Below are 14,894 nucleotides of genomic sequence, written 5' to 3' on the forward strand. Positions count from 1 at the left end.
GTTTGAGATAATACATTTATAAGTCTCCTGTGGCCCTTTGAATATTTAAATGATATCTTCCCTGTAACAAAGTTAAATTTTGTTGAAGATGCGTATCCTAAAAGGGTAGGTATCTCCTCTCCACCAAAATTTGAAGATTTACCGAGAGAGTACACAAGGATTGGTTTATCAGCATTTACTTCAAAACCGCCTTTATACTCTATAAGTTTAAATTCCCTGGAATTGAGGTTAAATTTCTCTGTCCTACTTCCACCTTTGAACAAAATGTTTGTGTTATCTTCAAAGGAAAATATCCCTAATTCACCAAAGGAATAACCGTATAAAAATCCAAGATAGGGAACAATCACTGTAAAAGTAGAATCGTCAAACTTTCCATACTGGATTAAAACTGGTTTATCTGCCCTGTAGTATAGAAGGGATGGATAGAGACCCAACTTCTTAATTGTTTCACCTGCTTTTAGAGTACCCTTGTATATTAACTCTCCACCACTATCCTCCACCCTTACAGAATTATTATCAAATAAGCTGGTGACAAAAATGTCTGAATGCGTAAAGAAGAATCCCTCAGTTCCGATAATAGACATTATGTCGTCATCACTTCTATCCTCAGGCATATTCTTTCCAGGTTTTCCTATTGATGAGACAGTCACCATCAAGGGACCAGTGGATACTATATGAAAAGATTGAGGTGAGGCGAGGTCTATTCTCTTAAAGTGTCCATACTTAATTTTTCCTGAAAAGAGAGTTTTTCCTTCTCTATTAGTAACCTTTACATCACTATCTTTCAGTGCTATAAGATAAATCTTTTCAAAAGAGATACCATAAAATTCTGTGCCAATGTAGTTAACAAAGAAAAAGTCTTTCTCTGGCAAGATAGATCTCTTTTCTCCCGTAGAGAATCTAAATTCAAGATGTTTCTCTTCTCCCTTATCAAGGTTCAGCTTAAATCTTATTTTAATTCTACCCTTCTCTTTTTTGACAATATAAAATGGGATCTCCTTCTTTGTGTCCTTATCTATAAGGATGCAATCATCTGAAAGATTGGGATCCTCTATTGTAAGAGTTATAAAGTTTGGATTTCTCCTTAACCCTCCATCTTCTTTTATGACTATATCCTTCTTATACCCATTGGCAGCAGAAAGATGGGCAGGAAAGAGAAGCAAAAACAAAACTAAAACTATTATTATTTTTCTCACAATTTTATTATATTTAACTATCACGTTTTGTAAAGCCTTAAACTTTAGCTTTCAAATTCGGATTCACATCAAGATCCAGTAAGACCTCACCTCTCTCTATTCTTATAACCTTTGTTGGACATTTCTCAACACATAGACCACATAAAGTGCACTTACTCATATCAATCACAGGTAACTTATTATTTCCCCATGTGATTGCCTTTTCAGGACATACCTTTATACATATACCACATTTTATACATCCTCTCCCACATTCTTTCCTTACCTCAATTCCTTTTCTTGGACTATTACACTTTACAATTCCAGATTCATTCCATGGAACCATAGCTATTACATTTCTTGGACAAACCTCTGCACATATTCCACAGCCTGTACATTTTTCATAATCAAAAACTGGTAATCCATTCACCATCTTTATGGCATTAAAGGGACATGCTCTCTCACAGGTTCCAAGTCCAATACATCCAAACTCACATGCCTTCTTACCATTAAAAGCAAATGGAACTGCCCTACAATCATCTAATCCTACATATTCTGCTCTAATCTTTTCAACTCCAACTCCACCAACACATGAAAGAACAGGTTTCTTTTTTTCTGTTGAAACAGATAGTCCTAACAGTTCTCCAATCTTCTGTATGTTTTCTGGAGGTGCCACTGTACATTTAGCTGGATTTTCTCCTTTAAGCACAGCTTCTGCAAAAGCTTCACATCCAGGATATCCACATGCACCACAATTGCCTCCACCAAGCAACTTAACTATCTCTTCAAGTTTCTTATCTCTTTTTACTTTAAATATTTCATTGAACCAAGAGAGGCTTATTCCAGCAAGAAAAGCTATAATTCCCATAAGTATTATTGCTCTAATTACTATGTTCATCTCTTCCTCCTATTTTATAAGTCCTTTAAAACCAAGAAAAGCAACTGCTATAAGTCCAATGGATATGAACACAATGGGATAACCTTTTAGAAACTTCGGCACATTGGAAAGCTTTAGCCTTTCTCTTACACCGGCAAGTATTATAAGAGCTATAGCAAAACCACCTGAAGCGCCAAGAGCAAAGAGAAGACTTTCAATAAAATTGTAGCTCTTATCTATATTTATAAATGTGATGGCAAGAATGGAACAGTTGGTAGTAATGAGAGGAAGATAGATACCAAGAGATTTATACAGAGCAGGCACATTTTTCTTAAGATAAATCTCTACAAGCTGAACAAGTGAGGCAATGGTAAAGATAAAAACAAGTATCTTAAGGAATTCAAGTCCTGGCATAAAATAGTGGTAAACTATCCATGTAACAACTGTGGCAAGTGTTGTAACAAAGATAACTGCAAACCCCATACCGGTGGCAGAATCCATATCTCCTGTAACACCAACATAGGGGCACATTCCAAGGTATCTAATGAACACCATATTGTCAACTATCATCGCCGCTATAAAGATTTTTATAAGCGTAACAACACTCATGATTTCCTCCCTATATATCCTCTAAGTATTGCTATATAAATTCCAAGTATAATAAAGGCACCCGGAGGCAGAAGCAGTATACCTGCAGGTTTGAAACCTTGAGGAAAAACTCTATAACCAAGAAATGTTCCACTTCCCAGTATCTCTCTTACAGCAGCAAGTGAAACTATGGCAATACCATAACCTACTGACATACCCAATGCATCAAAAAGTGCAACAAGGATTGACTTCTTATAGGCAAAAGCTTCCACTCTTGCAAGAACGATACAGTTAACTACTATCAGTGGAATAAATATCCCTAAGGATTTGGAAAGTGTAGGTGAGTAAGCTTTCATCACAAGATCCACTACTGTTGTTGAACCTGCAATGACTACAAGGAATATGGGGATTCTTAAGTGATTTGGGATTATCTTTCTTATAGCAGAAACTATCAATTCACTCGTGATAAGAACGAAGGAGAAGCCGAGAGTCATTCCTATAGCGTTTTTCACAGTGGTGGAGACTGCAAGAACAGAACACAATCCAACCATAAGTATTAAAACTGGATTCTGTAAAAACAACCCCTTTTTGAATTCCTTCCAGAGTTCTTTCATTTTATTTTCCTCCTTTCACCTCTTCCCTGTAAAATTCGGCTATTTTCTTTATAGCTGTGGATACAGACCTTGAAGATACGGTGGCACCTGTAATTGCAACCACATCTTTCTTTGGTATAAATGGATCAGATAAGGGTTTATTTACAAATTGTTTTCTAAACTCCTCAGTTGTGATTTTTGCACCAAGTCCTGGAGTTTCTGCATGTTCAAGTATTATTATTCCACTACAAACATCATCCTCATATCCAATTAACGATTCAATCTTGCCACCATATCCAGGGAACAATGCATGGAAAACATACCCTTCACTTCCATCTTTATTTTTAACTTTATACACATTGAGCACCTTTATACCACCTGAGAGTTCTTTACCACCAAAATCTTTAAGTTCCTCAAAGCTTTCCTCATTTGAAAAGATAGTCTTTATACCTTCTCTTAAAGATCTCTCCTTCTGCTTTTGAATCTCAGGAGCTGTAAATGAGTAAACCCAACCCAATACACCTGAACCAATAATTGCAACAAGTGTTATTATGAGAGCATTTTTTATAATATCCTTCATTTCTTCCCTCCTGTTCCAAATGCCCTTGGCAGAATTTTATCAAGGAGTGGAGTAAGCACATTCATGGACAAAATACCAAAAGAGACTCCTTCAGGATAAATTCCCCAGTTTCTTATAACAAAGGTAATCACGCCTGCTCCTATACCAAAGATAACTCGACCCAAAGGTGTAACGGGAGTTGTTACATAGTCAGTTGCCATAAAAAACGCACCTATTATTAATCCTCCTGAAAGTAGATGGAACAGAACATCCTGTTTAAATAGAAAGGCAAGAAGAGCCACTGTCCCAATGAATGTTAGAGGAATCTTAAGATCTATTATATCTCTTCTGATCAACAAAAGAAAAACAACACCTATAAGAAGAAGTAGTTTTGATGTCTCTCCAATTGAACCACCAACTCTTCCAAAGAATAGATCAGAATAAAGAGAAGAGGTTATGCTCAATTGATGAAGCCTGAACAGATCAAGGGGTGTAGCTGTGGTGACAAGATTTTGGTTTCCTGAAATAAAGTAGAAAAAGTTAAATGCCGGCTTAGGCCATCTGTTGAGTAGTCCAGTCCATGATAGAAACACAACTGCCCTTCCAAAGAGAGCAGGATTCAGGAAGTTTGAACCCAGACCACCAAAGAATTGCTTTGCGATTATGATGGCTGATGAGGAGCCTATAACAACCATCCAGAGGGGAGTTGTGGGAGAAATTACCATACCAAACAACAATCCTGTTAAAGCAGCACTTCCATCAGATATTGTAATCTTTCTCTTTGTTATAATTTCAAAAAGATACTCAGACAGAACTGCAGTAACAATGCTCGTTACAAGTATAAGTCCAGCATACAGACCAAACTCATACACCCCCCAGATGGCAGCAGGAAGAAGAGCAATAAAGACAAGTCGCATTATTGTATGTGTTGTTAATGGGTCTCTTATATGTGGAGATGAGGAAACTATTACTTTAAATTTTTGAGTTCCTTCCTTTTTCATTTTTTCACCGCCTTTCTCTTCTTAATAATTTCTGTTTTTGCCATTCTTATGGACTGGACAAGATGTCTCTTGGAAGGACATATATAGGCACAACTTCCGCATTCAATACAATCAAGAGCTCTAAATTCTTCTGCTTTATCAAAATCTCCTATCCTTGAATATCCATCTATAAAAAGAGGCATAAGACCCATGGGACACGCATCAACACATCTTCCGCATCTTATACATGGATACTCTTCATATTCTATTAATTCCTGATCTGTAAATAGAAGTATCCCAGAAGTTCCCTTTATAACTGGTAAATCAAGGATGTAAGCAGAAAAACCCATCATTGGACCACCAAATATTATCTTTCTCACTTCCTCTTTGGCTCCACCGCAGAATTCTATTATGTCTGATGCAATGGTTCCTATTTTGACCTTTAGATTCTTCGGTTCCACAACGCCTGAACCAGAAACTGTGAGTACTCTTTCTATAAGTGGAATCCCATCGTATACAGCTCTTTTTATGGCATATGTTGTTCCAACATTCTGAACTATACAACCAACATGAAAAGGTAAACCTCCTGAAGGCACTTCTCTTCCTGTTATGGCTTTTATGAGATGCTTTTCTGAACCTTGAGGATACTTTGTTCTGAGGAGAACCACCTCTATATTTTTGTCAAGCCCCATACTGTGAACTATTTTGTCAAGAGAGATGGCAGCATCAGATTTGTTCTCTTCAACACCTATAAAAGTTTTCTTAACACCAAGGATCCTTATAAGGATCTCTACCCCTTTAATCACACTCTCTCCCTCTTCAAGCATCAGTCTATGGTCTCCTGTAAGGTAAGGTTCGCATTCTGCACCGTTTATTATAAGAGTATCCACAGGAAAGTTGGGCGGGGGCATGAGTTTTATATGTGTAGGAAACGCAGCACCTCCTAAACCCACAATCCCTGCCTCTCTAATTATTTTAAGGAGATCTTCCTTTGAAAGTGAATCAACATCATCACGAGGTTCAACACTCTCATCCCAAGTTTCCTCATGATCATTCTTGATAAGCACAGCCATAGATTTTCTACTGTTGGGAAGGGTAGTCTCAACTATCTTCACAACCTCTCCAGAAACTGGAGAGTGGACAGGAGAGGTGACCTTTGCATCACTATCTCCAATCTTCTGACCTTTTTTAACTGTATCCTTAGGTTTTACAAGAGGTTGAGTTGGTGCACCTGTATGTTGGTGTAAAGCAATAAGAACTTCCTCCACTTCTTCCATGTCTTCAATCTGCTTATCCTTTGTAAGTTTACTCTCTGGGGGGTGAACACCCCCTCTCCCAAACGTTAAAATCCTCATTTTTTCTTTTCCTCCTTTGGCTGTTCATGACCGCAGTAGGGACAAATGTCCCAGTCCAACTCAAGAGGTTTACCGCAATAAACACACTCTTTTTTTAATCTTGTATGACAATAGGGACATAGAAGCCAATTCTCCTTGATTGGAGCTCCACAATTTGGACATTTCAATTTTTCCTTGGATAGAAGGAACGCCCAGTACTCTCTTTCTAAGTTAAGAGCTTCCCTCTCCAGATTCTCCATTTCAAGATCTTCCTTTGTCCATGGGGGTCTTACGAGAAGATAGATGAGCCAGGGAATTAAACCACCAGAAGGAATAGAAATGGAGAGAAAGACCCAGTTAGCTTTTTTTATAAAATAGTAAGCATATGGAAAAACAATGCCCGTTGTTATTATTAAAATAAGCCAGAAATATGGGCCAAAACCTCTCTTTCTTGCATCTTGATAGGTCCAATAGGCAATAAGAATCACAAGAATGGTAAAGAAAATGTAAAAGAGAGATGAAAATCTCCCAAGATAAGAGAAGATATCCCCAGTAATTTCGTTTCCCACATTAACCTCCTTTAACTAAAGTAGTATCTTTTAAGTATAGACCTCGCTTCTCCTACAATATAAAAAGACCCAGTTACAACAACTGGTTCAAGTGAAAAAAATTCATTTGCCATCTTAAAAGCTTGAGCTACATTTTTTGAAACTCCCATCTCTTTAAAAGGAAACATCTTCTTTGCAAGACTTAATAAGTAATCTGGAGGAGTTCTCCTCTCCCTTACCCCGCTCGGTGCTGTAAAAATAACCTTTTCTGCACAAGGAAGTATCATCTCCAACACTCTTTCAATGTTCTTATCCTTCAAGATTCCAAAAATCAAATTTATTTTACCACAACTAAAGTATTGTTGTAAAAATTTTCTAACCTCTCTCATTGAAATTTCATTGTGAGCCCCGTCAAGGATATAAACTCTTCCACCCTCATTAATTATTTCTCCTCTTCCAGGAATAAATGCATCCTCTAAAGCTTTCCTAATTTTACTCTCCTTTATTTCTATCAATCCTAAATCTTCAAGCACCTCCAAAGTTTTTATTGCAAGAGAGCTATTCATCACCTGATACTCACCAAGCAACTTTATCTTTAAATTTTCAAAGAAATTTTTATTGGATTTGTATGTAAATATGGTCCCACCTCTATCCATTTTAATTATCCTGGTTGAGAAATCTCTTCCTGCCATGTATATTTTTGAATTACATTCTCTCCCTTTATCTATAATCACCTTAAGCGCTCTTTCCTCCTGTTCTGATAGAATAACTGGTCTTCTCCTCTTTATTATTCCAGCCTTTTCAAAGGAGATTTTTTCTATGGTATCTCCGAGAATATCCATATGATCAAGGCCTATTGGAGTTATAACGGAAGTTAGCGGATTTGCCACCACATTTGTGGCATCAAGTCTTCCCCCAAGTCCTGTTTCAAGAACAACAAAATCTACATTATTTTTGTGAAAATAGTGTAAAGAGATTGCTGTTAAGATCTCAAACAGCGTTGGTTCACCAATTTCTTTAAATTTATCTTCCTTCTCATAAATATTTTTTATCTCCCATATGTACCTCCCGAACTCCTTGGCAGAGATAAAATTTCCATTTATAGAAATTCTTTCCCTGAAGCACTGGAGATGGGGAGATAGAAAGAGGCCAACCTTATATCCATGGTATGAGAGCAAGCGGGATATAAAAACACATGTGGATCCTTTTCCCTTTGTTCCAGCAACATGAATAACCCTTTTTCCCTTCTCTGGGTTTCCAAGGATGTTAAGAAGAAGTTTTATCCTATCAAGCCCCGGTTTTATAGTTCTTCTCTTTCTTGCACCAAGAAAATCCAGTGCCTCTACATAAGAAAACATTAACCCTCAAGCTCTTTAAGATGTTTTTTAAGTAGTTTCAAGGTGTTGGCATCCTCTTTTAATTTTAATTCACTTTCTTCCACCACATTCCTTGGGGCTTTATCCCTAAAATTAGGATTTGACAATCTTGAGGTTAAATTCTCTATCTCCTTTTCAAGTTTTTCTATACTCTTCTTTAACTTTCTTATACTTTCCTCAATTGGAAAATCTTTATTTAAATATAGATATATCTCGTTTCCAAGCACAGCATCGCTTATCCTTCTTAAACCACCAATCTCCTCTGAGACTATTTCAGAGGAAGATAGGTGCTCAATATACCTCTTCCAGTATTCAAGCTTCTTGTTAGAAAACTTTATAAAAACTTTTTCTTTCTTTCTTACAGGGATATTTAGTATACTCTTTAAATTTCTTATGCTTCTTGTTATCTCCATGAATTCATTAAATTCATCCTCAATGTTTTCATCCCTAATAAAATCATCTGGTTCTGGATATGAGGAAAGCATGATGCTTTTCTCCTTAACAGGAAGAAGCTTAAACAATTTCTCAGTTATAAAGGGAATAAATGGGTGTAAAAGTTTAAGGGAGTTGGAAAACACAGTAAAGAGGACCCATTTTGCTGTTGAATCAGTCCTTAACTTTGAAATCTCAATGTACCAATCACAGAATTCATGCCAGAAGAATTCATAGAGAGAATTGGATATCTCGCCGAACTCATAGTTTTCTATAAGTTCATTTGCCCTCTCACTTATCTTTGAAAGTCGTGTTAGAATCCATATATCTTCTCTTCTAAATTCAGGTGATGAAACTGATTCTGGGGCAAAATCTTTAAGTGTGTTTATAACAAATCTTCCTGCATTCCATATCTTATTCATGAAATTCCTTGCAAACTTCACCCTTCCCTCAGAGAAGTTTATATCCTGACCACCCACTGTGGAGAGAAGTGCAAAGGTATATCTTGTAGCATCTGCTCCATACTTATCTAAAAGTTCCAGTGGATCTATAACATTTCCAAGAGTCTTACTCATCTTCTTTCCCCTCTCATCCCTTATAAGCCCATGGAGATACACATGTTTGAAAGGTTCCTCCTTCATAAAGTACATTCCAAACATTATCATCCTTGCCACCCAGAAAAAGAGTATGTCATAACCTGTGACAAGAAGGGATGTTGGGTAAAAGTATTCAAGATCCTTAGTCTTTTCAGGCCAGCCAAGAGTGGCAAAGGGCCAGAGTCCTGATGAAAACCATGTATCAAGAACATCTGGGTCTCTCTCAACCTCTCCACCACACTTTGGACATTTATCTATCTCTTCAATAGATGCTGTAACCTCTCCACACTCTTTGCAGTAATATATGGGTATTCTATGTCCCCACCATATCTGCCTTGATATACACCAATCTTTTATATTGGTAAGCCAATCTTCATAGACCTTCGCCCATCTCTCTGGTATTATTTTTACCTTACCCTCCTTTACAACCTTTAATCCCTCCTCGGCGAGTGGTTTCATCTTTATAAACCACTGCTTTGAAATCATTGGCTCAATGGCAGTCTTACATCTATCATGAATACCTATAGAGTGAACATAATCTTCAACCTTTACAAGATATCCCTTCTCTTTTAATTCCTCAACTATTCTCTCCCTCGCCTCCTCTCTTGTGAGTCCCTTAAATTTACCACCATTCTCATTTATAGTAGCATCCAAAGTAAAAATGTTTATCTTCGGAAGATTGTGTCTCTCACCCATCTCAAAATCGTTGGGATCATGGGCAGGGGTAATCTTAACAGCACCTGTTCCAAACTCTATATCCACCTTTTCATCAGCAATTATGGGTATTTTCCTCCCAACAAGTGGAAGTATAACAATCTTTCCAACATAATCCTTGTATCTTTCATCCTCTGGATTTACAGCAACTGCTGTATCTCCAAGCATGGTTTCAGGTCTTGTTGTGGCAACTACAATGCCACCATCTCCATCTTCAAAGGGATACCTTACATAGTAAAGCTTCGTCTTTTCCTCTTTGTACTCAACCTCAAGGTCAGAGAGAGCGGTATGGCATTTTGGGCACCAATTTATCATATACTCTCCCCTATATATTTTTCCATCATTGTATAACTTTACAAAGGCTTCAAGGACAGATCTCTGATAGGGTCTATCCATGGTAAATCTGTGTCTCTTCCAATCAGCTGCTATTCCAAGTCTCTTTTGTTGATTTACAATTCTATCTCCATACTTCTCCTTCCACTCCCACACCTTTTTAAGAAACTCCTCTCTACCAAGCTTATCCTTAGTAAGTCCCTTCTTCATCAACTCTCTCTCCACCATAAGCTGAGTTGCTATACCTGCATGGTCAACTCCAGGAAGCCAGAGAGTTTCAAATCCCTTCATTTTTTTGAACCTTATCATTATGTCCTGAATGGTAGAGTCAAAGGCATGGCCAAGATGAAGAGACCCAGTAACATTTGGTGGAGGCATGACAATGGTATAGGGTTTACGAGATTTATCTACCTTTGCATGGAAAAGATCTTCTCTTAACCAGAATTCATAAATCTCTTTTTCAATTTCGTGAGGCGTGTAAACAGATTTCAAGTCCATTAGAACTCCTCCTTAATTCTTCTCTTTTGAAAATTATACAATAAATTAATATTATCCAAAAGTAAATCAGATTTTCTTTATAAATTTAACCTCTCTCACACCTTCATTTGAATAGTCAGGAACATAAATTTCATTGTCTCTAACATGTGCAATAAACTCTTCCCCATCTATCTTAACCATGTAAGACCCAGAAGGTGGTAACAATTTTAACTCTTCTGTTTTCAATACCTTTTTAATAACTCTTCCAAATACAAAGTATTGATGAAACAAGAACCTGTTTGCAGTCTCAATTTCTCCTTTTCTAATAAGTTCCCTTATTTTGCTACTACTTATCTTTTCACCGTTTCTTCTCTCCTCTGTAACACTTATCACATGAAATCCAAAATTTTTTCCAAAATTGTAAAGTAAATTCACATCACCTTCCCTTTTATGTCCAAACCTAAAATTTTTTCCAACGATTACAGTTCTCAACCTAATCTTAGTTATCAAGAAATCAATGAATTCATTGGGTTTCAACAAAGAGATTTCTCTATTGAAAGGCAAAAATATAACTGCGTCAATGTTCAAATCTTTAAGTATCATTACCTTTTCCCTGGGCAGGAAAGCTACATTTTTCTCTTTCCCAAAATATATGAATGGTGGTGGGAAGAAGGAAAGGATAACCTTTTTCCCTTCAGATTCTGACAGTTTCTCTATGAGTTTAACATGACCAATATGAATGGCATCAAAACTTCCAATGGATAGATTTACATCGTAAAGATTGGGTAAATTGTAAAAAACCTTCATGATATGTTAAATATTCTTACAGGCTTTAACTCTCCAACCCCCTCAAAAAATTTTCCTATCCCCACAGCTTTCCCTCTGGAATCCAACACCAACACATACCCTCCCCTTAAATAGGGATGATCAAATCTAATCTGGTTGCCTGTTTTAAATAGGAATAATTTGCGTTTTGGAAGAGCAACTCGGGGAATAAAGTCAAGAAAGTCCTCTATGCTCATGATCATTTCATTGAAATTGCCACTTTTAGCGTAATTTATAATATCATCAAGATGAAGACTCTCCTTCACCTCAAGTTTTCCAACAGCAGTTCTTACAAGGTAGGAAAGGGTTCCACCAACATTCAACTTTTTTCCTATATCCCTTGCCAAGCTTCTCATATATGTTCCAGATGAACACAAAATTTTGAAGTTAAATTTTGGATGCCTTCCTTCTCTGAAGTTGTATATATCAAATTGAAATATCTCAACCTCCTTCTCCTTTAGCTGCACCTCTTTTCCTTTCTTTGCAAGTTCATAAGCTCTCTTTCCATCAATTCTCTTCGCAGAGAACTTTGGAGGAATCTGATTTATCTTTCCAATGAAACTCTCCCTCAATGCTTCCACATCTTTTAGAGTTATATGGCTTGCATCCTTCTCATAGATTACCTTTCCCCATATGTCGTGGGTATCAGTTTCTATGCCAAGCGTTATTTCACCCTCATATTCTTTCGGTAACAGAAGTAGAAGTGATGTGAGTTTTGTAGCTTCTCCTATAAGAACAGGTAATACACCCTGAGCCATGAAGTCTATTATACCTCCATGCCCAGCTTTCTTAACCCCTATTATCCTTTTAACAACAGAGAGTAAACCAAAAGAGGTTATTCCTGGAGGTTTGTAGACATTAATTATCCCTGTTAGATCTCTCAACTTTAATCTCCTTTATTATACTTTCAATTATCTCTTCTGGTTCTCCCTCTATCTCAAAACCAGCAGCGTTTATATGTCCTCCTCCACCAAATTTCATTGCTATTTTTTTAACATCAACGGAGTCTTTACTTCTCATGCTCACTTTAAAGTAATTCTCTCTCCTCTCCTTGAGAAGCACAGCAACATCTGCCTCTCTTGACTTATTTAGGAACTCAACTGCCCCTTCGGCATCCTCCTCTGAAGCATCAAATTCTTCAAAATCTGAGAGTAGTAGAACAGAATATATAAGATGATCCTTCTTCTTTAATTTCTCAAGTGCTCTTCCAAGGATCTTAAGAGCTTTGAGTGGTTTCATATTGTAAACCATTTTAGCAAGATAGGAAGCCTCTGCACCATGTCTTACAAGGTAAGTGGCTGCCTCAAATGTCTTGAGTGTTGTATTGGGAAATCTGAAGGAACCTGTATCGGTCATAATTCCAACATAGAGAGGATTGGCTATACTCTTATCAACTTCAACATTTAACTCATTAAGAAGTTTTAGAACAAGCTCTGAAGTTGAAGAAGATGTGGGATCTATAAAATTAAGTTCTCCAAAGGAAAAATTTGATGGGTGGTGATCTATGTTTATCTTAATTGGGATTTTCATTAACTTTTTCTTCAAAGATTCAACTCTTCCTATATCTGAACAATCAAGAATTATAGCCACATCTATATCTTTAGGATTGAAGTCTGTTTTAATAAGTTCTGCGCCTTCAAGAAAGGAATAAATCTGTGGAACCTTATTCGGTAAAACTGGAACAACTCTCTTATTTAACTTTTTAAGTCCAAAATACAGACCAAGAGTTGAACCTACCGCATCACCATCAGGGTTCTCGTGTGATATTATAAGAATCTTTTTGCTATTCAGTATCTTCTCTGCTATCTTCTTCATGTTTCAATTTTTCAAGAATTTCAATGACTCTATAGCCTCTATCAATACTTTTATCCTCCTTGAAGGTTAGAATTGGTGTGTATCTTAGTCTCATAACCCTTCCAATCTCTTCCTGAATGAATTTAGTTGCAGATTTCAAACCTTTAAAGACAATCTCTTTTTTTGCCTTATCATGAATGTATATGTATACTGTAGCTCTCTTTAGATCCTTTGAAAATTTAACGTCTGTGATTGTGAGAAATTCATCTCTTATTCTTGGATCCTGAATCTTTTCTCTTAAAAGAGTTGAGATTTCCTTTTTAAATGTCTTTTTAAGTTTTTCCTGTCTTAAAGTGCTCACCTTTAAATTATACCACTAAATATCTTTCTCACTTATCACCCTTACACCTTCTCTCTCAAGTAATCTCGTTGTTATACCTTTTCCTTTTATCCTTACACCTTTAAATGTTCCATCGTATATGTAATTCACTCCACATGATGGACTTCCATCTTTAAAAATTGCCTCTTTAATTCTATAAAGCTTTGCTATTTTTAATACCTCCTCTGCCCCCCTCTTAAAATTTTCAGTTAAATCTTCTCCTTCCGCAGAATAGACTCTATCTCCCCTTATTTCAGAGGGAGAACGAGGAGTTGAAAGTCCACCAAGCTGCTCTGGACAAACCGGTATCAGAATTTCATCTTTAAGGAGGGAGATTATTTTCTCGTTCCTATTGTTGCCGCCATCATACTTACAATTAATACCAAGCAAACACGCACTAACAATCTTCATTGGATAAACTGAATTGATATGCTGGGGGGCAGTTGCCCCCCAAAGGTTGATTTATACTTCCACTTTTTCTGGAAGTATGAGTTTTTCGTTTTTCTTTAGAAGCTCTTCAGAGACTGGCTTTTCAAACTTTGTACCAATGTAATCCTCAATGTATTCCCTTACCACTGCATCCCAATACTCTTTGGTTATGTAATACACCCTTGCTCCACCAAGTTCATGCTGATACTCAGGCCATGGATAGGATGGCTGAGCCATTCCAACTCCCCATCTCTTCCATCCATTATAGCTTTCGTATGTTGCCCAGAATTCCTTATTTCCGAGAATTTCAAAGGCATAGAAGGTTTTTGCATAGTACATTATTGCACCGACTCTTGCACCTCTCTTGAAAGCCATTGTGTGAAGAGAGATGTTGATGTCTTTATTCATAAGTCTTCCATTGGCAAAACCGGCAAGTTTCCCATCAATAAGGCCAAGAAGGGTATATGGGTCTTTAAGTCTATTTCTATACCATCCAAGAACTTCAGCATAGACCCTTGCTCCTACTATATCGTAAAAGTCATGGTCAACCTTCATAACTTCCTGAAGGTAAGAGAGAAGAAGAGGTGCTTCCTCTTTTTTTGCCTCTCTAATAACCATGGTTTCGCCTGTTTTTAGCTTTACTGATACAGGCTCCCACGGTTTAAGATGAAGGGATGGACCTGAAAGTAAAGGCTCAATTTCAGCAACATCAAAAATAACCTTATCCTGTGACACTTTTTCAGGTGGATTCTTTCTCATTTTTGTTCCTCCTTATGTTCAAAGTTTTTACAAATTTAATAATATTTAACTTAAATAAAAAGTCAAGGGATTAAGGCACTAAAATAAAAAGTATGGTTGAAAGTAAGATTGATATAGAGTTTACAT

Annotated in this window: 16 protein-coding genes; all 16 read right to left on the reverse strand. The window is 36.9% G+C overall.

Annotated elements, in window-relative coordinates; genetic code table 11:
* Positions 1 to 1,196: hypothetical protein (locus tag J7J33_02315; protein ID MCD6168124.1), on the reverse strand; the 1,196-nt coding region annotated here is incomplete at its 3' end.
* Between the two features lie 37 nt (positions 1,197 to 1,233).
* Entirely contained in the window at positions 1,234 to 2,073 is an 840-nt protein-coding gene (locus tag J7J33_02320) for an RnfABCDGE type electron transport complex subunit B (protein MCD6168125.1), read from the reverse strand.
* 9 nt (positions 2,074 to 2,082) lie between these two features.
* Entirely contained in the window at positions 2,083 to 2,661 is a 579-nt protein-coding gene (locus J7J33_02325) for an RnfABCDGE type electron transport complex subunit A (GenBank protein MCD6168126.1), read from the reverse strand.
* On the reverse strand, positions 2,658 to 3,254 hold the full coding sequence (gene rsxE / locus J7J33_02330; protein MCD6168127.1) for an electron transport complex subunit RsxE: 597 nt from the start codon (positions 3,252 to 3,254) through the stop codon (positions 2,658 to 2,660). The genes J7J33_02325 and rsxE overlap by 4 nt, the downstream gene beginning before the upstream one ends.
* A gap of 1 nt (position 3,255) precedes the next feature.
* Entirely contained in the window at positions 3,256 to 3,813 is a 558-nt protein-coding gene (locus tag J7J33_02335; protein MCD6168128.1) for an RnfABCDGE type electron transport complex subunit G, read from the reverse strand.
* Positions 3,810 to 4,793: an RnfABCDGE type electron transport complex subunit D gene (locus tag J7J33_02340; protein ID MCD6168129.1), complete on the reverse strand. Its 984-nt coding sequence runs from the start codon at positions 4,791 to 4,793 to the stop codon at positions 3,810 to 3,812. The genes J7J33_02335 and J7J33_02340 overlap by 4 nt, the downstream gene beginning before the upstream one ends.
* Complete coding sequence (gene rsxC, locus J7J33_02345; protein MCD6168130.1) at positions 4,790 to 6,127, reverse strand: electron transport complex subunit RsxC; 1,338 nt, start codon at positions 6,125 to 6,127, stop codon at positions 4,790 to 4,792. Before rsxC ends, J7J33_02340 begins: the two co-directional genes overlap by 4 nt.
* On the reverse strand, positions 6,124 to 6,675 hold the full coding sequence (locus J7J33_02350; protein MCD6168131.1) for a zinc ribbon domain-containing protein: 552 nt from the start codon (positions 6,673 to 6,675) through the stop codon (positions 6,124 to 6,126). Before J7J33_02350 ends, rsxC begins: the two co-directional genes overlap by 4 nt.
* Before the next feature lie 11 nt (positions 6,676 to 6,686).
* Complete coding sequence (locus J7J33_02355; protein ID MCD6168132.1) at positions 6,687 to 8,012, reverse strand: bifunctional folylpolyglutamate synthase/dihydrofolate synthase; 1,326 nt, start codon at positions 8,010 to 8,012, stop codon at positions 6,687 to 6,689.
* Positions 8,012 to 10,603, reverse strand: a complete 2,592-nt coding sequence (locus J7J33_02360; protein ID MCD6168133.1) for a valine--tRNA ligase — start codon at positions 10,601 to 10,603, stop codon at positions 8,012 to 8,014. The genes J7J33_02355 and J7J33_02360 overlap by 1 nt, the downstream gene beginning before the upstream one ends.
* 66 nt (positions 10,604 to 10,669) lie before the next feature.
* A complete protein-coding gene (locus tag J7J33_02365) occupies positions 10,670 to 11,389 on the reverse strand; it encodes an FAD synthetase family protein (protein ID MCD6168134.1) in 720 nt (239 codons plus the stop codon).
* Positions 11,386 to 12,291, reverse strand: coding sequence for a tRNA pseudouridine(55) synthase TruB (gene truB, locus J7J33_02370; GenBank protein MCD6168135.1), 906 nt, complete (start codon positions 12,289 to 12,291; stop codon positions 11,386 to 11,388). Before truB ends, J7J33_02365 begins: the two co-directional genes overlap by 4 nt.
* Positions 12,266 to 13,222, reverse strand: a complete 957-nt coding sequence (locus J7J33_02375) for a bifunctional oligoribonuclease/PAP phosphatase NrnA (protein ID MCD6168136.1) — start codon at positions 13,220 to 13,222, stop codon at positions 12,266 to 12,268. The genes truB and J7J33_02375 overlap by 26 nt, the downstream gene beginning before the upstream one ends.
* Entirely contained in the window at positions 13,191 to 13,562 is a 372-nt protein-coding gene (gene rbfA / locus J7J33_02380) for a 30S ribosome-binding factor RbfA (GenBank protein ID MCD6168137.1), read from the reverse strand. The genes J7J33_02375 and rbfA overlap by 32 nt, the downstream gene beginning before the upstream one ends.
* Positions 13,563 to 13,577: 15 nt before the next feature.
* Positions 13,578 to 13,991 carry a DUF523 domain-containing protein gene (locus J7J33_02385; GenBank protein MCD6168138.1) on the reverse strand — a complete coding sequence of 138 codons (414 nt, stop codon included), beginning with the start codon at positions 13,989 to 13,991 and terminating at the stop codon, positions 13,578 to 13,580.
* Between the two features lie 51 nt (positions 13,992 to 14,042).
* Entirely contained in the window at positions 14,043 to 14,768 is a 726-nt protein-coding gene (locus J7J33_02390) for an N-acetyltransferase (GenBank protein ID MCD6168139.1), read from the reverse strand.
* Between the last annotated feature and the right edge of the window lie 126 nt (positions 14,769 to 14,894).

Source organism: Caldisericia bacterium, from assembly GCA_021158845.1.
Lineage (GTDB): Bacteria > Caldisericota > Caldisericia > B22-G15 > B22-G15 > B22-G15.